Raw genomic sequence first — 15,459 nt, 5'->3', positions numbered from 1 at the left:
CCCGGTGGCGCCGCAGGCTGGCGGCATGACCACGAAGAACTTTCTGATCACCGGCGTCAGCAGCGGCCTCGGCCGGGCGTTCGCGGTGGCCGCGCTGGAGGCCGGGCACACCGTCGCCGGCACGGTACGCACGAGCGCCGACGCCGCCGCCTTCGCCGCGCTCCACCCGCGGCGGGCGCGGGCCCACGTCCTCGACGTCACCGACGACGACGCCGTCTTCGCGCTGGGCGCGGCCGTCGGCCCGGTGGACGTGCTGATCGCCAACGCCGGGTACGGCCTGGAGGGCACGTTCGAGGAGACCCCGCTGGACGCCCTGCGGGCCCAGTTCGACGTCAACGTCTTCGGCGCGGTGGCCACGATCCAGGCCGTCCTGCCCGGCATGCGCACACGCCGACGCGGCCACGTGCTGGCCGTCACCTCGATGGGTGGCCTCGCCGGTTTTCCCGGCGTATCGGCCTACTGCGGCAGCAAGTACGCACTCGAAGGCATCCTCGAGTCGCTCGGCCAGGAGGTCGCCGGCTTCGGGGTCCACGTCACCGCGGTGGAGCCCGGCTCGTTCCGCACCGACTGGGCCGGGCGCTCGATGACCCGGGTGCCGCGCACGATCCCCGACTACGACGACCTGTTCGACCCCATCCGCGACGCCCGGCGCACCGCGAGTGGCCGGCAGCTCGGCGACCCGGCCCGCGCGGCCGCCGCCGTGCTGCGGATCCTCGACGAGCCCGAGCCGCCGCGTCACCTCGTGCTCGGCTCCGACGCGCTGCGCACGATCCGGGCCGGCCGCGACGCCGTCGATCGTGACCTGGCGGTATGGGAGGACCTTTCCCGCTCGACCGACCATTGACCGATCATAAATTTATTTGTACGGTCATTTGCGTGCCGCCGAGCCTGCACCAGAAGATCCGCGCCGAGCTCGAGGCCCGGATCCTGTCCGGTGACCTCGAACCCGGTGCGAGAGTGCCCACCGAGGCCGAGCTGCAGGCCGAGCACCAGGTCAGCCGGTCGGTCGCCCAGCGGGTCCTCAACGACCTGGCCCGCGACGGGCTGGTCGTGCGTCGCAAGCGCCTGGGCACCCACGTCGCGGAGGGCGCCCGGCAGATCAACCTGATGCGGTCGGTGGACCCGCGGCTCGACCGCGCCGGGCTGCCCGGGCGGATGTCGGTGGTCTCCGCGGGGATCGTCCCGGCCGGGCGGGCCCGGGTGGCGGTGCCGGGCGTGCCGCCGGAGGAGGCGGTGACCGAGCTGGTGCGGGTCCGGCGCGACGTGGACGGGACGCCGATCGTCGTCGAGGTGGCCGCCCTCCCGTTCCGGCTCGTCCCCCACCTGCTCGACGAGGAGCTCGAGACGGTGTCCGTGCGTGGTTACCTCGCCGACCACGACGTGCCGATCGCCCGGTCGCGGATGTACTTCGACCCGGTCCTGCTCGACGGCGAGTACGCCGGGCTGCTGGAGATCGAGCCCGGCCCGGCCGCCCTGCGCCGACGCCGGCTGATGTGGCAGCCCGACGGCCGGATCGCCGAGTCCGCCGCCTACTACCTGCGGCCCGGCGCCCTGGAGTTCTACCTCGAGTACACCGAACCGGGAGGCGCGTCATGACACCCACGGTCATCATCGTCGGAGCCGGCGTCCTGGGCTGCGCCCTCGCCGACGAGCTCACCCGCCGGGGCGCCGCCGTCACCGTCGTCGACGCGGCCGAAGCCGGGTCCGGCACCAGCGCGGCCACGTTCGCCTGGATCAACGCCAACAACAAGGCGCCCGAGTCGTACCGGCGGCTCAACGTGCTGGGCATCGAGGCGCACCAGCGGGCGGGCGAACGCTGGTTCCACCGGTCCGGCACGATCCAGCTCGCCCACACCGGCGAGCAGCTGGACGCCCTCACGCGGAAGGTGCACCGGTTCGCGGCCGTCGGCTACGCCGCCGAACTGCTCACGCCGTCCGACGTGGTCGCGCTCGAGCCGTCGCTGTCGGCCGACGGCCTGGTCGGAGCGGCCCGCTACGCCGCCGAAGGCTGGCTCGACGTGCCGACCATGTGCCTCACGCTGCTGCACCGGGCCGTCGCCGCCGGGGCGGCGTTCCTCCCCCACCACCGCGTCGGCGAGGTCCGCGCCGGGCGCGTCGTCACCGACCGGGGCGAGTTCGACGCCGACACCGTGGTCGTCGCCGCGGGCAACGGTTCACGCGCCCTGCTGCGCCGCGCCGGGATCGACTTCCCGGTCGCGGACGCGTCGCGGGCCAGCGTCGGCATCATCAGCACCACCGCGCCCGTCGACGCCGGGCTCACGCACCTGGTGCGGGCCGAGGGGATCGCGCTGCGCCCGGCACGCAACGGCGGGATCACCTACGCCGACCAGCCCACCGGCGGGCAGTGGGCCCTCGACGACCCCCGCATCTGGACGGTGCCGGCGCTCCTCCTCGAGCGGGCCCGGCGGCTGTTCCCGGCGCTGAACGACACCACGACGCAGAGCGTCGGGCTCGGCACCCGCGTCCTGCCCGAGGACGGGCTCACGATCGCCGACTGGGTCACCCCGGACCGCCGGACGTACGCCGTCGCGACGCACAGCGGCGTCACGCTCGCCGCCCATCTCGCCGACGTGGTCGCCGACGAGGTGCTCACCGGCCGGCGGCACGGGTCCCTGGCCGAGTTCGGCCTGTCCCGCTTCGCGTCGACGCCCCGCTGAGACGCGACGATTCCCGGCCGGGAATTGTCCGCTGGCCGCGGTCCGCGCAGAGTCGAACCGTCCGCGTCACCCGGCTCTCCCGGAGGCCCGTCATGTCGTCCGCCGCGCAGTTCCTCGCCGACCGGTACGCCGCGGTGTGGAACGAACCCGACGCCGACCGGCGCCGGGCCCGGATCGCCGAGCTGTGGGCCCCCGACGGTGTCCACGTCCTGCAACCACCGGAGGAGCTGCGGAAGGCCGCGGCCGAGCTGGGGTTCGACCGGTCCACACTGGAGGCCCGGGGAGCGGAATCGCTCGAGTTCCGGATCCGCCGGGCGTACGACTCGTTCGTCGCGCCCGGGGCCTACCGGTTCCGGGCCCGGCCGGACGCCGAGCGCCTCGCCGATGTCGTGAAATTCCACTGGGAGATGGTGGGACACGACGACGGCGAGGTGGCGGCCGTCGGGTGCGAGGTCCTGGTGCTGGACCGCGACGGCCGCATCGCTCGCGACTACCAGTTCATCGAGTAGGTCGCTCAGAGCGTCTGCAGTGAGCCGAACGCCTGCCGGATCGCGGCGAGGGCCTGCAGCTGCGGTTTGGCCGTGCCGTCGGGCTCGATCATCCGGAAGCCGTACTGGTGGCCGTAGGAGTCCGACGGCGTCTTGTACGCGCAGTACACGACCCCGAGCTTCACCTGCGGCCACTGCTGCCAGGCCAGGTAGAACGACCGGGACAGGTACGACGCGGCCGTGGCGTCGTCGGGCACGCCGAACAGCCACACCTGGCCGGCCGGCACCGTGTCGTTCGCGTGCACGCTGAAGCCGAACTCGGTCCACCAGATCGGCTTCGCGGCGTCCCCGTTGGCGGCCATCAGGTTGATGATCGCCGGCATGTTCGTCATGCGGGCCTTGCCGGTGATGTCGGTCGACTCCGGCGGCTTGGTCTGGTTGCCCTGGTAGGGGTGCACACCCATGATGTCGAAGGAGCCGCGGGCGCCGAGCGCGTAGCAGTCGCGGATGAACCCGTCGTCGGTCTGCGAGGGTCCGCCGAAGATCACCGGCAGCGACGCCCGGCCGGCCTTGATCGCGGCGTAGGACGCCTTGAGCAGCGGCACGTACTTCACCGCCCGCTGGTAGGCGTCGCTGATGCCGACGAACTCCGACAGGTTCGGCTCGTTCCACACCTCGATCGCGGCCAGCTTCGCGCCGTAGGTCTGCGCGACGAACGTCAGCCACGGCTTGATCGAATTCGGGTCGGCCGGGTACTGCTTCACCTCGCTGCCGGTGCCCGGCCGCGACCAGGCCGGCGACTGGTGCACGGTGAGGAAGATCTGCATGCCGCGCGCCCGCACCGCGTCGATCACCGTCGCCAGGCGCTTGTGGTACCACTGGTTCGGGTCCGGGGCGGCGTTCGTCGGCTGCGCCGACGACCAGCCCACGTCGGTGCGGATCATCTGGACGCCCTGCGCCGCGAGCGTGTCCAGGTGCCTGGTGAACATCGCGTTCGGCGTCAGGCCGTTCCAGTACATCTCCCACGTGCCGTGGAACTGCGCCCCCACCACCGGCGGCGCCGGGTTCACGGCCGGCACGACCAGCGCCTGGCCCACGGCCTCCTCACGCACGGGGGCCGGGCGGTCACTGTCCAGGGACTCACCGACGATCACCGCGCCCGCGACGACCGGCACGGTCACCGCGGCGGCACCCAACAGAGATCGGCGGTTCATCAACGTGTTCTCCTGACCTTGGTTCGTCGTCAGGAAACCGATCGTCCGTCGCCGCGGCCGTCCGAGTGCCGGCCGGGAGCGCCCCGGGTGCGGCGCCGCACGCTACCCGGCGGGCAACTCCGCGCCGCCGCTCTCAGGCCTTGGAGTGGATCGTGACGACGTAGCCGTCGGGGTCGCGGAACGCGAACGTGAGACCGAACGGGCCCTCGGCCGGGTCCTGCACGATCGGCACGCCCCGCTCCACCAGCCGGGCGTGGACGCCGGCCGCGTCCTCGTTGTGGAACCAGACGCCGACGCCGGCACCGAGCTGACCGATCGTGTCGAGGTCCACTCCGGGCAGCGGGTCGCGCACCGCGAACGCCCCGTTGCCGGCGGAGAACGCCGCCGCGTGGGGGTTCGGGTCGGGCAGCCGGTTGAGCCCGACGAGCTCCTGGTAGAAGCGCGCGGACGCCTCCCGGTCACGCACCTGGAAGGAGACGAAGTCGGGGCCGATGGTCGTCATGGCGGTGGTCCTCTCGTCGAGTCAGTGTCAATACACTGACACTGGATTCGCGCAGTGTCAAACTGTTGACATGACGGCGAGCGAGAACCTGGGCGTGTTGATCAAGGAGACGCAGGCGATCCTGCACCAGCGGATGGACGAGGTGCTCCGCCCGCTGGGACTGACCGTGCCGCAGTACGCCTGCCTCCAGGCCCTGCACGACACCCCCGGCATCACCGGGTCGGAGCTCGCCCGGCGGGTGTTCGTGTCCCGGCAGTCGACGAACATCGTCCTGCAAGGCCTGGAGAAGCGCGGGCTCATCACCCGCTCCGACGACCAGGGCCCGCGCCGGGAGCGCGCCACCGAACTCACCGGCGCCGCGGTCGCGCTCCTCGGAGAGGCCCGCACCGGCGTCGCCGCGGTGGCCGGACGGATGACCGGCGGGCTCTCCCCGGCCGACGCCCGGCGACTCCACACCCTGCTCACCACCTGCCGGGACGCGCTCGCCGGCCGGTGAGCTCCGCCGGTCAGTCCTCGATCAGCGCGAGCTGCTTGCTGATCTCCCCCGGGTTGGTGTCACCGGCCACCTTCTGCAGGAACGGCGTGTGGTCGAACACGAAGTCACGCAGCGGACGCAGCGGCGCCGGCGTGTGGTGGAACACCTTGCCCAGCAGCCAGGCCTGCTGCACCTGGCGGGCGGTGTGCGGCTTCCGCGGGTCCTCGTAGGACTGCAGCGCGACGCGCACGGCGTCGGCGTCGGCCAGGTCGACGCCACGCAGCGCGCGACCGACGAAGTAGCCGTCCTCGATCGACATCCCGGCCCCGTACGCGGCGTACGGCGAGGTCGCGTGGGCCGCGTCGCCGGCCAGCGTCACCCGGCCGACCGACCACTGCGTCAGCGGGACCCGGTCACGCAGCACCCAGCGCTGCACGTGCGCCGGATCGGTGGCCGCGATCAGCCCGGGTAACGGCGCCGGGAAACCCTCGGCCAGCGCGGCGGCCACCCGGTGCGGATCCGGCGGCGGCGGCGCGGCCGGGTCGGTCGCGGCGAGCACCCACCACTGGTGACCGCCGGGGATCGAGGTCCAGCTGCCCTGCACGGCCGGGCCGTGGGTGAGCACGCACGAGTTCGGCGTGGTGCCCGGGACCTCGGCGTAGGTGTACCCGCCGACGATGTGCAGCCGGTGTTCGCGCTTGGGCGAATCACCCCAGAGCGTGCGCCGGACGAGGGAGTCGATGCCGTCGGCGCCGATCAGCACGTCGTGCTCGGCGGTGGTGCCGTCGGCGAAGTGCAGCGTCACCGCGCGGTCGTCCGCCTCGAAACGGGTCACCCGCTGGTCGAAGCGGAGCACGTCCGCGGGCAGCGCCGCGAGCATGCGCTCGTAGAGCGCGGGCCGGAGCAGGCCGATGAAGCCGCCGCCGTAGGTGGCCCGGACGGCCTCGTCGAGCTTCACGGTGACCCGCACCCGGCCGCGCAGGTTGCGGAACTGGGTGTCGGTCGGGGTGCCGAGGTCCTCGGTGTCGACGCCGAGCGCACGCAGCGCCTTCAGCGGCGGCGGCCAGAGGTTGAGGATGTTCCCGGCCGGACGGGCCTCCCGGTAGCGCTCGTAGACCACGACGTCGTGGCCGGCCTTCAACACCCCGAGCGCCGCGGCCATGCCCGCGGGTCCGGCACCGAGCACCGCAACCGTCATCGCCGAACCCCCAGAACGATAGTGACCACTACTGTTAGCGTGGAACTGTAGCGCGCACTATCGTTCTGTCAATGGCCGATCTGCACGTCACGCCGCCCAAACAGCGCCGCAGCCGGGAGGCCTGGAACCGGGTGCTCGACGCGGGCGTCGCGATCCTGGCCGAGGAGGGTTACGAGGCGTTCACGATCGCCGCGGTGTGCGACCGCGCCGGCGTCGCGCCACCGGCCATCTACGCCCGGACGAGGAGCAAGGACGCGCTGTTCCTCGCGGTGTACGAGCACGGCATCGCGCGGCTGTCGGCCGACCAGGCCGGACTGGTGGCGCCGGATCCGGGCCTGCCCGCGGCCGAGCTCGTGCGCGCGGTCGTGGCCGCGATCGTCGGGGTGCCGCTGCGTCACCAGGAGTTCCTGCGCCCGATCGTGCTGCTCTCGGCGTCGCACGACGAGGTCCGGCGCCGGGGTTCGGGCTACAGCAGGTCGCTGGGCGCCGCGTTCGTCGACCTGCTCGCGCCGGCGCCGTCCACCGACGTCGAGGCGTGGGCCTGTTTCGACACCGTCTTCGCCGCCGTCATCCTGCGCATCGCCTACGGGCCCGGCTTCGCCACCCCGCACCCCGAGGACGACGACGCGTTCGTCGCGCGCCTCGGCGACCTCGCCGTGCGCTACCTGATCCGGTAAGCTCGCAGGCCACCGGTGGGGTGAGGGCGCCCGGCACGACGGCCGACGCGAATAATCCCTCTCGGTGCCACGTACGGCACCGGGCGAGCACAGGACCATTCGCGTCCCACCTGTGCTGCTCCTGTCGTCACGGGTGGGTGCCCCGTGACGGAGGACCTCGATGTCCGAAAAGTGCCCGTTCAGCGACCCGGCCGCGTTGTTCGACGACCTGGCCCGGGCCCGCACCACGTCCGGTCTGACCTGGAGCACCGCGCTGAACAGCTGGGTCGTCTCCCGCTACGACGACGTGGTGGAGGCGTTGCACCGCCCCGACCTCTACTCCTCGGCCCCCACCGTGCCCGAACTGCCGGAGTTCCTCGCCGGACGCATCCCCGGCCGGGGGACGCTCATCGGGCACGACAACCCGACGCACGACCGGCTGCGGTCGGCCGTCAACACGTTCTTCGTGCCCCGCCGGCTGGTCCGCTACGAGCCCTGGATCGACGCGGCGGCCCACGGCCTGGTCGACGGTTTCGCCGACCGCGGTGCGGCCGAGCTGAAAGCCGAGTTCGGACTCCCGCTGGCGCTGACCACGATCACGCACGTCGTCGGCCTGGACACCGCCCGCGCGGACTGGATCGGCCTGGCCCTCTCGTCCACGCTGGGCCCCCGCGACGTCCACTACGCGCACGTCGATCCGGCCGAGAAACTGCGGGCCTATCTGGAGCTGCACGACTACGTCCGGCAGGTGATGGACGAGCGCCGCCGCGAGCGACGCGACGACCTGATCAGCCACGTGTGGAACGTCCGGGACGCCGGCGAGGTCACGATGACCGACTTCGAGATGCTGTCGCTCTTCCCCGGCCTCCTGCTGGCCGGGCACGAGACGACGTCCAGCCTGATCTGCACCGCCGTGGCCCACCTGCTGTCCCACCCGGGCGCGTACCGGGCCGCCCAGCACGACGACGACACCCGCGCCCGCGCCCTCGAGGAACTGCTGCGCTTCGAGTCGGCGATCACCGGCATGCCCCGCCGGGTCACCCGGGACACCACGCTCGGCGGCACCGCACTGCGGGAGGGCGAGCAGGTGTTCCTGGCCTACGCGTCCGGGAGCCGGGACCCCGCCCGCTTCGACTCCCCCGCCGAGCTGCGCACCGACCGGAATTCCGCGCCGGCGCACCTCGGGTTCGGCCAGGGCATCCACGCGTGCCTGGGCGCCCCGCTGGCCCGGTTGCTGCTCCGCACCGAACTGCGTGTCCTGCACGAACGCCTGCCCGGCCTGCGCCTGGCCACACCGCTCGCCGACCTGACCTACGGACCGGTCTCGTCCGCGCGCGGCCTGACCCACCTGCCGCTGCGCTGGGACCCCGCACCGCGCCGGGCCACCCGCCGCCGGTCGGCTCCGCTGACCGCCACGATCACCGGACGAACCGCGCTGACCGACGACGTCGTCGAGCTCGAACTCGCCGGCGACCTCCCGCCCTGGCAGCCCGACGCGCACATCGACGTCCACCTCGGCGACGGCCTGGTCCGGTCGTACTCGCTGTGCGGCGACCCCGCCGAACGGCACTGGCGCATCGCCGTGCGCCGGGACGGTGTCGGGTCCCGCCACGTGCACGAACGGCTCGCGGTCGGCGACACCGTGCGCCTCGGTGGGCCGCGCAGCAACTTCGGGCTCGTCGACGCCCGGCGCCACCTGTTCATCGCCGGCGGCATCGGGATCACGCCGTTCCTGCCGATGCTGGGCACGGTCGAGCCGTGGCGGCTGGTGTACCTCGGGCGCGGCGAGGCGTCGATGCCCTACGCCGCGCGGCTGCGTGAACGCCATCCCGGCCGGGTCACGCTCTGGTCCGGACCGGGCCGCTTCGACCTCGCCGCGCTGCTGGCCGGCACCGACCCCGACACCGCGGTCTACTGCTGCGGCCCCGAACGGCTCGTCGCGGCGGTCGAGGCGCTCGCGCCGGGCGTCCGCACCGAACGGTTCGCGCCCCGTCCGCTCCCGCCGACGACCCACGGCGAGTTCGACGTCACGCTGGCCGCCTCGAACCGGACCGTTACCGTCGCGGCGGGCGAGTCGGTGCTCGACGCGATCAACCGGGCCGGCGCGAACGTGCCCTCGACCTGCCGGGAAGGAACGTGCGGCACCTGCGAGGTGCGGGTGCTGGCCGGTGAGCCCGAGCACCGCGACTCCGTGCTCACCGCGGCCGAACGCGCGGCCGGCACGTATCTCCTGCCGTGCGTGTCGCGCTCACGGACCCCGTCGATCACCCTCGACGTCTGAGCCGGTGTCCAGGAGCTTGAGCAGGGTCCGGCGGAACTCGGCGCGCTCGTGGGCGTCGAGGCGGGACATCATCGTGGTGAACTCGCCGGCCAGCGCGGCGAGGGCCCGCTCGAGCACCTCCCGGCCCCGCGGTGTCGTCGCGAGGCGGTGACGGCGCAGGTCGCCCTCGTCGATCTCGCGACGCACCAGGCCGGCCGCGACGAGGTTACGCAGGTACGTCGTGATGCTCGCCTTGGGCAGCATCAGCTTCGCCGCGAGCTCGGCCGGATAGCGGCAGGTGTCGACCTCGTCGAGGACGAAGAACTCCTTCGTCTCGATGCCCAGCGCCGCCAGCTGCGGTTCGGCGGCGTTCATCACGCGGGTGAGGAGGCGCTGGTTGAGCTTCCACAACTGGGCGGAGTCGTCGTCGGCCATCGGCACGTCCTCGAGGTGGTACGGTTCTGAACTAGTTCCAAACCGAACTAGTGCGCTCTGTGAACAACCTTATCGAGAAGGAGATCGACCCGTGATCCGGCACCTCTCCGTCCCGCGCGAGACCTTCGAACTGGCGGCCGATCTGTACCTGCCCGACGACGCCGACGGCCCGCTGCCCGCGGTCGTGCTCTCCACCCCCGGCAGCAGCGTCAAGGAGCAGATCGGCGCCAACTACGCGTCCCGGCTGGCCCGGCACGGGTTCGCCGCGCTCACGTTCGACCCGGCCCACCAGGGGCAGAGCGGCGGCGAACCGCGCGACCTGGAGGACCCGTACCGGCGCGGCGAGGACATCTCCTACGCCATCGACGCCCTGAGCACCGTGCCCGGCATCGACGCCGGGCGCATCGGGGCGCTGGGCATCTGCGCCGGTGGCGGCTACGCCGTGCACACCGCACGCACCGACCACCGGATCAAAGCGCTCGGCACCGTGGTGGCGGGCAACATGGGCACGTCCTGGCGCTCGGCCGCGTTCGCCCCGGACGGCCCGGTCGCGGCGCTCGACGCTCTCGCCGCGGCGCGGTCGACGGAGGTGGCCGCGGGCACGCTGGGCCGCGTCAACTGGCTGCCCGACACGCTCGAGGAGGCCAACGCCGCCGGGCTCACCGATGTGGACACCACCCAGGCCGTCACGTACTACCGGACGCCGCGCGGCGGCAACGCCCACTCCACCAACCGCCGCCTCTCCCGCGGCGACGCCCTGCTCCTCGGTTACGACGCGTTCCACCTGGTCGAGGAGTTGCTCACCCAGCCCCTCCAGGTGATCGTCGCCGGCCGCAAGGGCAACACCGGCCAGTACGAGGCCGGGATGAAGCTCTGGGAACTCGCCCCGAACCCGGTCGACCTGATGGTCGTCGACGGCGCCGGCCACTACGAGATGTACGACGAACCACGCTACGTCGACCCGGCCGTGGCCCGCCTGGCCACGTTCTACCGGGCCCACCTCTGAGCACACCACGCTAGCTTCGACCGATGACCCGCGAGCACTGGACAACAGCCACCCTCGGCCGTGGACGGCGTCTGGAGTCCGTCGAGCGACTCACCGGAGGCACCAAGAAGGGCGTCTACCGCTTAACGATGGACGACGCGACCACCGTGATCGCCTACCGCTGGGACGACACCGAGAACTTCTGGCCACCGGCCGAGGGCGACGACGACCTCACCGATCCCTTCTCCCCCGGCCTCGGACCCGACCAGTTCCTGGCCGCGCACGCCCGTCTGCGGGCGCTCGGGGTCCGGGTCCCGGAGATCCGCTTCGTCGGCGCGGACGGGCTCGTTCTGGTCGAGGATCTCCCCGGTGAAAACCTGGAACAGTTGCTCGCCCGGGACCCGGATGCGGCCGCTCCGGTCCTGGCCCGGCTGGCCGAGTCGCTGGACGCGATGGCGCGCTACCGCGCACCGACGTACGGCAAGGTCGCCGTGGTCGACGGCGGCGGGACGTCCCGGGGGACGTCGTGCCCGGCGGTCGTCCTCGACCGGGCGATCGGCGACCTCGCCGAGGCGGCCGCCCGCGACGACCGGGTGGCCGACGCCCACGACCGGTTGCTCGAGCGCCTGTCGAGCCTGGCCGAGGACGTGCGGCCACGCGCCGAGTACGCCGTCGTCCACGGCGAACTCGGCCCCGATCACGTCCGGATCGGCGCGGACGGCCACCCTGTCCTGATCGACCTCGAGGGCGTGATGTATTTCGACGTCGAGTGGGAGCACGCCTTCCTCGAGATCCGCCTGCACGACGCCTACCGGCCCCTCCGCGCGGAAGGGCTGGACGAGGCCCGGCTCGCGCTCTACCGGCTCGCCGAGCGGCTGTCGCTGACCGCGGGTCCGCTCCGGCTCCTGGACGGCGGCGTCCCCGGCCGGGCGTTCCTGGCCGCCGTCGCCGAGCACAACCTGACGCGGGCGTTGAGGGGCGCGTAGCTCGTCGTCGGGACCGCGCTGGACTCGCGTTCCAGCGGATTTCCAGTGGACTGCGATCTCATCCCTGCCGTGTGGAACAGCGCGAGGAGGAGGTCCCGGTGACAACTGATCCGGAACGAGCACGAGCCGTCCGGCAACTGCGCAGGAAACGCGGTCTGCAGGTGCACGCCCTGTGGTTCGTGCTGGTCACCCTGGTGCTGATCGTGGTCTGGTTGATCTGGCTCCGGTCGATCTTCTTCTGGCCGCTCACCGGGCTGCTGCCGTGGGCGGTGGGGCTCGCGTTCCACGCCTGGGCGGTCTCCCACCCGTCCGAGTTCGACGACGCCCGCATCGAGCGGGAGATGGACCGGCTGCACCACCGCCGGTCCGGCCTGGACTGAGCGTGGAGCGATACGACGCCGTCGTGATCGGATCGGGCCTCGGCGGGTTGGCCGCGGCCCGGGCGCTCGCGCAGTTCGGCCACGCCCGGGTGCTCGTGCTGGAGCAGCACTACACGCTGGGCGGGATGACCCACGAGTTCTCCCGGGACGGTCGCTTCGAGTTCCCGACCGGGATGCACTACCTGGGGGCGGGCTCCGAGCCGTTCCTGGCGTTCCTCACCGACGGCCGCGCCCAGTTCGCGCCGCTCCCCGAGGAGTTCGAGGTACTGCACCTCGCCGGGGGCGAGCAGGGGCTCGGCCGCGACTTCGAGTTCTCGATCCCCGCCTCCGGTGAACGGTTCCGGGCCCGGCTCAAGGAACGGTTCCCGCACGAGGCCGGGAACGTCGACCGCTTCTTCGCCTCGGTCGCCCGGGCACGCACCGGGCTGGCCGCCCGCAACGTCCTCTCCTCGTTCCCGGCCGCGATCCGCCGGATCGGGTTCCCGCTCGTCGAGCGCCTCTACCCGGCCACCTACCGCACGGTCCGGGACGAGTTGGCGCGCCACTTCCGCGACCCGGTCATCCGGGCCGTGCTCGCCGCCCGCTGGGAGCTCTACGGCACCCCGCCCGACCGGAGCGCGTTCGGCTACCACGCCAGCGTGCCGATGACCTACTACCTCGACGGCGGCACCCATCCCGTCGGCGGTCCGAAGCAGATCAGCGGGTTGATCGTCGAGAGCCTGGAACGCCGCGGTGTGCTGCTGCGCGCCCGCCAGCAGGTCACCCGGATCGTCACCGAGCGCGGCCGGGCGACCGGCGTGGAGGTCGAGGACCGCACCACCGGCGACCGGTACGAGGTGCGGGCACCGACGGTCGTCTCCGCGATCGGCGTGCGCAACACGTACGCGCTGCTCGGCCTGGAGGTTCCGGCGCTGCCGGCGGAGATGTCGACGCTCATGCTGTTCGCCGGGCTGACGAAGTCACCGGCCACGTTCGGCCTGCGCGGCGAGAACCACTGGTTCGTCGGCGAGGACTCGCTCTACGTCTCGTTCGCGTCGCTCAACGACCCCGCGGCCCGCTTCCACACGGTCGAGGTGCTGCAACTGGTCGACACCGCCCAGGTCGACGCGTGGCGGGGCTCCACCGCGGACACCCGCCCGGCGGCGTACCAGGCGTTCAAGGACGACACCGTGCGGCGCCTGATCGGACGGCTGGACGCCCGCTGGCCCGGCTTCGCCGACAACGTCGCGTTCACCGAGCTGGCGACGCCGCTCTCGTTCGAGACCTACCAGCGCAGTCCGCGCGGCGCGTTCTACGGGCTGTCGGCCACCCCGGAGCGGCTGCGCTCGGGCGTCGCCGGGTGCCGGACGCCGGTCAAAGGCGTCGTCGTGGCCGGTCAGGACGCCTGGAACGCCGGGGTGGTCGCGGCCGCGGCCGGCGGGTTCATGGCGGCGAACGCGGTGCTGAAACCACGCCAGGTGGGGGCGCTGTGGCGTGCGGTCCGGACGCCGGAGACGGTTCCGCCGTGGCGCGGCTACCTGCGGGTCAGCCGGGTCGAGGCGCTGACCCCCACGGTCCGGCGGCTGCGCCTGGCCCCGCTCGACGGCGGCACGCTGCCGTTCGAGTTCACCGCCGGGCAGTACGTCACGGTCGGCCTGCCGGTCGCGGTCGAGCCGATCGAGCGCTCGTACTCGATCTCGAGCCGCCCCGGGGAGCGGCGGTTCCTGGAGATCACGGTCAAACACGAACCGCGCGGGCTGGGCTCGACGTTCTTGCACGACGAGGTGGACGTCGGGCTCGCGCTGGCGGTGAGCGGCCCGCACGGCGAGTTCACGTACGCGCCGACACCCGGCGCCCTGCTGCTGATCGCGGGCGGCGTCGGCATCACGCCGTTGCTGAGCATGCTCGCCGCGGCCGCCGACGGCGGGCACCCCGGGCCGATCGTGCTGCTGGCGAGTTTCCGCAGCGAGGAGGAGGTGCTCTTCCGCGCGGAGATCGACGCGCTGCGCCTGCCGGGGCTGCGTGTCTTCCGCTACGGCGCCGGGCACGGCCGGATCGACCGGGACGCGGTGGCACCGCACGTCGCCGGGGTGTCGCGGGTCCACGTCTGCGGGCCGCCGTCGATGATGCAGGACGTCCTGGATCTGCTGACGACGCTCGGCGTGCCGCGCGAGGCGATCCGCACCGAGGCGTTCGTGTCCGGACGCAGCACGCTCACGCGCCGGGAGCGGGCCCACGCGATCGCGCTGGCGGCCCACGGGGAACAGTTCACGATCACCGCCGACGACGGCGCGTTCCCGTGCCGGCCGGGCCAGACGATCCTCGACGCCGCGAACGCCGCGCACATCCCGTTCCCGCAGTCCTGCGGCGAGGGCGCCTGCGGCACCTGCCGGGTGCGGGTGCTCTCCGGTTCCTACGAGACCGACACCCGCGGGCTGTTCACCACCGCCGAGCTGGACGCCGGCTGGCGCCTGGCCTGCCAGACCCTCCCCACCGAGAACCTCCGGATCGGAGCACCATGAGCATTCCGAACGTCGTCCTCGTCCACGGCGCCTGGGTCGACGGGTCGGGCTGGCGCGCCGTCCACGACCTGCTCATCGCCGACGGCTTCGCGGTGAGCGTCGTCCAGAACCCGACCGTGACGCTGGCCGACGACGCGGCCGCCGTCCGGCGGGTCCTCGACACGCAGAACGGCCCCACCGTGCTGGTCGGGCACTCCTACGGCGGCGCGGTGATCACCGAGGCCGGCACCCACGACCGCGTCGCCGCACTCGTCTACGTCGCGGCGTTCGCTCCGGACCAGGGCGAGAGCGTGAACAGCCTGATTCCCGAGCCGCCGCCGGGCACACCGGTGCCGCCGATCCTGCCGCCCGCCGGCGGGTTCCTGCTGCTCGACCGGGACAAGTTCGCCGAGGCGTTCGCCGCCGACCTGGCGCCGGAGGACGCCCGCTTCCTGGCCGCGTCGCAGACCCCCTGGGGCCTGGGCGCGATCGGGGGTGTGATCAGCGAAGCGGCGTGGCGCAGCCGGCCGAGCCGGTACCTGCTCACGACCGAGGACCGGATGATCCCGCCGGCCGGTCAGCGGGCGATGGCCGAGCGGATCGGGGCCGAGGTCACCGAGGTGGCGGCCAGCCACGCGGTCTACGTCTCCCAGCCGGAGAGCGTCGCCACCGTGATCCGGGCGGCCGCATTTACATCAAACTAGTTTGATGCAATGCTCGAG

General features: G+C 72.8%; 16 protein-coding genes. 12 read left to right on the top strand and 4 right to left on the bottom strand.

The annotated features are described in order from the left end of the window. The first annotated feature begins 25 nt into the window (after nucleotides 1-25). The 4 genes from ABD437_RS17835 (at nucleotide 26) to ABD437_RS17820 (ending at nucleotide 3,187) form a co-directional block, all read left to right on the top strand. Entirely contained in the window at nucleotides 26-844 is an 819-nt protein-coding gene (locus tag ABD437_RS17835) for an oxidoreductase (RefSeq protein WP_344649964.1), read from the top strand. A 32-nt stretch (nucleotides 845-876) separates the two neighbouring features. Next, on the top strand, nucleotides 877-1,596 hold the full coding sequence (locus ABD437_RS17830; RefSeq protein WP_344649963.1) for a GntR family transcriptional regulator: 720 nt from the start codon (nucleotides 877-879) through the stop codon (nucleotides 1,594-1,596). Then, on the top strand, nucleotides 1,593-2,678 hold the full coding sequence (locus ABD437_RS17825; protein WP_344649962.1) for an NAD(P)/FAD-dependent oxidoreductase: 1,086 nt from the start codon (nucleotides 1,593-1,595) through the stop codon (nucleotides 2,676-2,678). Before ABD437_RS17830 ends, ABD437_RS17825 begins: the two co-directional genes overlap by 4 nt. Nucleotides 2,679-2,770: 92 nt before the next feature. After that, nucleotides 2,771-3,187 carry a hypothetical protein gene (locus ABD437_RS17820; protein ID WP_344649961.1) on the top strand — a complete coding sequence of 139 codons (417 nt, stop codon included), beginning with the start codon at nucleotides 2,771-2,773 and terminating at the stop codon, nucleotides 3,185-3,187. 5 nt (nucleotides 3,188-3,192) lie between these two features. Here the strand turns inward: ABD437_RS17820 and ABD437_RS17815 are convergent, their stop codons facing one another. Both ABD437_RS17815 and ABD437_RS17810 read right to left on the bottom strand, forming a co-directional pair. Beyond that, nucleotides 3,193-4,380, bottom strand: a complete 1,188-nt coding sequence (locus ABD437_RS17815; RefSeq protein ID WP_344649960.1) for a cellulase family glycosylhydrolase — start codon at nucleotides 4,378-4,380, stop codon at nucleotides 3,193-3,195. 133 nt (nucleotides 4,381-4,513) lie between these two features. Continuing rightward, nucleotides 4,514-4,882 carry a VOC family protein gene (locus ABD437_RS17810; protein WP_344649959.1) on the bottom strand — a complete coding sequence of 123 codons (369 nt, stop codon included), beginning with the start codon at nucleotides 4,880-4,882 and terminating at the stop codon, nucleotides 4,514-4,516. Between the two features lie 70 nt (nucleotides 4,883-4,952). On the opposite strand from ABD437_RS17810, the gene ABD437_RS17805 reads away from it, so the two are divergent. After that, nucleotides 4,953-5,378 (top strand): MarR family winged helix-turn-helix transcriptional regulator, encoded by a 426-nt coding sequence (locus ABD437_RS17805; protein WP_344649958.1) that lies wholly within the window; start codon nucleotides 4,953-4,955, stop codon nucleotides 5,376-5,378. 10 nt (nucleotides 5,379-5,388) lie between these two features. Here ABD437_RS17805 and ABD437_RS17800 read toward each other — a convergent pair whose 3' ends face one another. Then, nucleotides 5,389-6,555: an FAD-dependent oxidoreductase gene (locus tag ABD437_RS17800; RefSeq protein ID WP_344649957.1), complete on the bottom strand. Its 1,167-nt coding sequence runs from the start codon at nucleotides 6,553-6,555 to the stop codon at nucleotides 5,389-5,391. Between the two features lie 71 nt (nucleotides 6,556-6,626). Between ABD437_RS17800 and ABD437_RS17795 the strand changes: the two genes are divergently transcribed. Together ABD437_RS17795 and ABD437_RS17790 are read left to right on the top strand one after the other, a co-directional pair. Then, on the top strand, nucleotides 6,627-7,232 hold the full coding sequence (locus ABD437_RS17795; RefSeq protein WP_344649956.1) for a TetR/AcrR family transcriptional regulator: 606 nt from the start codon (nucleotides 6,627-6,629) through the stop codon (nucleotides 7,230-7,232). A 160-nt stretch (nucleotides 7,233-7,392) separates the two neighbouring features. Beyond that, entirely contained in the window at nucleotides 7,393-9,492 is a 2,100-nt protein-coding gene (locus ABD437_RS17790; RefSeq protein ID WP_344649955.1) for a cytochrome P450/oxidoreductase, read from the top strand. Here ABD437_RS17790 and ABD437_RS17785 read toward each other — a convergent pair. Beyond that, on the bottom strand, nucleotides 9,460-9,906 hold the full coding sequence (locus tag ABD437_RS17785; RefSeq protein WP_344649954.1) for a MarR family winged helix-turn-helix transcriptional regulator: 447 nt from the start codon (nucleotides 9,904-9,906) through the stop codon (nucleotides 9,460-9,462). The genes ABD437_RS17790 and ABD437_RS17785 overlap by 33 nt on opposite strands. A gap of 91 nt (nucleotides 9,907-9,997) precedes the next feature. Between ABD437_RS17785 and ABD437_RS17780 the strand changes: the two genes are divergently transcribed. From ABD437_RS17780 to ABD437_RS17760, 5 genes are all read left to right on the top strand, one after another. Then, nucleotides 9,998-10,912: an alpha/beta hydrolase gene (locus ABD437_RS17780; RefSeq protein WP_486304008.1), complete on the top strand. Its 915-nt coding sequence runs from the start codon at nucleotides 9,998-10,000 to the stop codon at nucleotides 10,910-10,912. Nucleotides 10,913-10,935: 23 nt separating this feature from the next. Further along, nucleotides 10,936-11,877 (top strand): aminoglycoside phosphotransferase family protein, encoded by a 942-nt coding sequence (locus tag ABD437_RS17775; RefSeq protein WP_344649952.1) that lies wholly within the window; start codon nucleotides 10,936-10,938, stop codon nucleotides 11,875-11,877. Nucleotides 11,878-11,975: 98 nt separating this feature from the next. Continuing rightward, entirely contained in the window at nucleotides 11,976-12,257 is a 282-nt protein-coding gene (locus ABD437_RS17770; RefSeq protein ID WP_344649951.1) for a 2TM domain-containing protein, read from the top strand. Between the two features lie 2 nt (nucleotides 12,258-12,259). Next, on the top strand, nucleotides 12,260-14,758 hold the full coding sequence (locus tag ABD437_RS17765; RefSeq protein ID WP_344649950.1) for a 2Fe-2S iron-sulfur cluster-binding protein: 2,499 nt from the start codon (nucleotides 12,260-12,262) through the stop codon (nucleotides 14,756-14,758). Beyond that, nucleotides 14,755-15,441 carry an alpha/beta fold hydrolase gene (locus tag ABD437_RS17760; RefSeq protein ID WP_344649949.1) on the top strand — a complete coding sequence of 229 codons (687 nt, stop codon included), beginning with the start codon at nucleotides 14,755-14,757 and terminating at the stop codon, nucleotides 15,439-15,441. Before ABD437_RS17765 ends, ABD437_RS17760 begins: the two co-directional genes overlap by 4 nt. The last annotated feature ends 18 nt before the right edge of the window (nucleotides 15,442-15,459 follow it).

This window comes from Cryptosporangium japonicum, from assembly GCF_039524755.1.
GTDB lineage: Bacteria > Actinomycetota > Actinomycetes > Mycobacteriales > Cryptosporangiaceae > Cryptosporangium > Cryptosporangium japonicum.
The sequence above is the reverse complement of the archived record's forward strand: the minus strand, read 5'-3'. Positions and strand labels throughout refer to the sequence as shown.

Excerpts from the sequence above, each read along its gene's own strand:
- ABD437_RS17835 (WP_344649964.1), top strand. The coding sequence starts at position 26 with ATGACCACGAAGAACTTTCTGATCACCGGCGTCAGCAGCGGCCTCGGC.
- ABD437_RS17825 (WP_344649962.1), top strand. The coding sequence starts at position 1,593 with ATGACACCCACGGTCATCATCGTCGGAGCCGGCGTCCTGGGCTGCGCC.
- ABD437_RS17820 (WP_344649961.1), top strand. The coding sequence starts at position 2,771 with ATGTCGTCCGCCGCGCAGTTCCTCGCCGACCGGTACGCCGCGGTGTGG.
- ABD437_RS17815 (WP_344649960.1), bottom strand. The coding sequence starts at position 4,380 with ATGAACCGCCGATCTCTGTTGGGTGCCGCCGCGGTGACCGTGCCGGTC.
- ABD437_RS17810 (WP_344649959.1), bottom strand. The coding sequence starts at position 4,882 with ATGACGACCATCGGCCCCGACTTCGTCTCCTTCCAGGTGCGTGACCGG.
- ABD437_RS17805 (WP_344649958.1), top strand. The coding sequence starts at position 4,953 with ATGACGGCGAGCGAGAACCTGGGCGTGTTGATCAAGGAGACGCAGGCG.
- ABD437_RS17800 (WP_344649957.1), bottom strand. The coding sequence starts at position 6,555 with ATGACGGTTGCGGTGCTCGGTGCCGGACCCGCGGGCATGGCCGCGGCG.
- ABD437_RS17795 (WP_344649956.1), top strand. The coding sequence starts at position 6,627 with ATGGCCGATCTGCACGTCACGCCGCCCAAACAGCGCCGCAGCCGGGAG.
- ABD437_RS17790 (WP_344649955.1), top strand. The coding sequence starts at position 7,393 with ATGTCCGAAAAGTGCCCGTTCAGCGACCCGGCCGCGTTGTTCGACGAC.
- ABD437_RS17785 (WP_344649954.1), bottom strand. The coding sequence starts at position 9,906 with ATGGCCGACGACGACTCCGCCCAGTTGTGGAAGCTCAACCAGCGCCTC.
- ABD437_RS17775 (WP_344649952.1), top strand. The coding sequence starts at position 10,936 with ATGACCCGCGAGCACTGGACAACAGCCACCCTCGGCCGTGGACGGCGT.
- ABD437_RS17760 (WP_344649949.1), top strand. The coding sequence starts at position 14,755 with ATGAGCATTCCGAACGTCGTCCTCGTCCACGGCGCCTGGGTCGACGGG.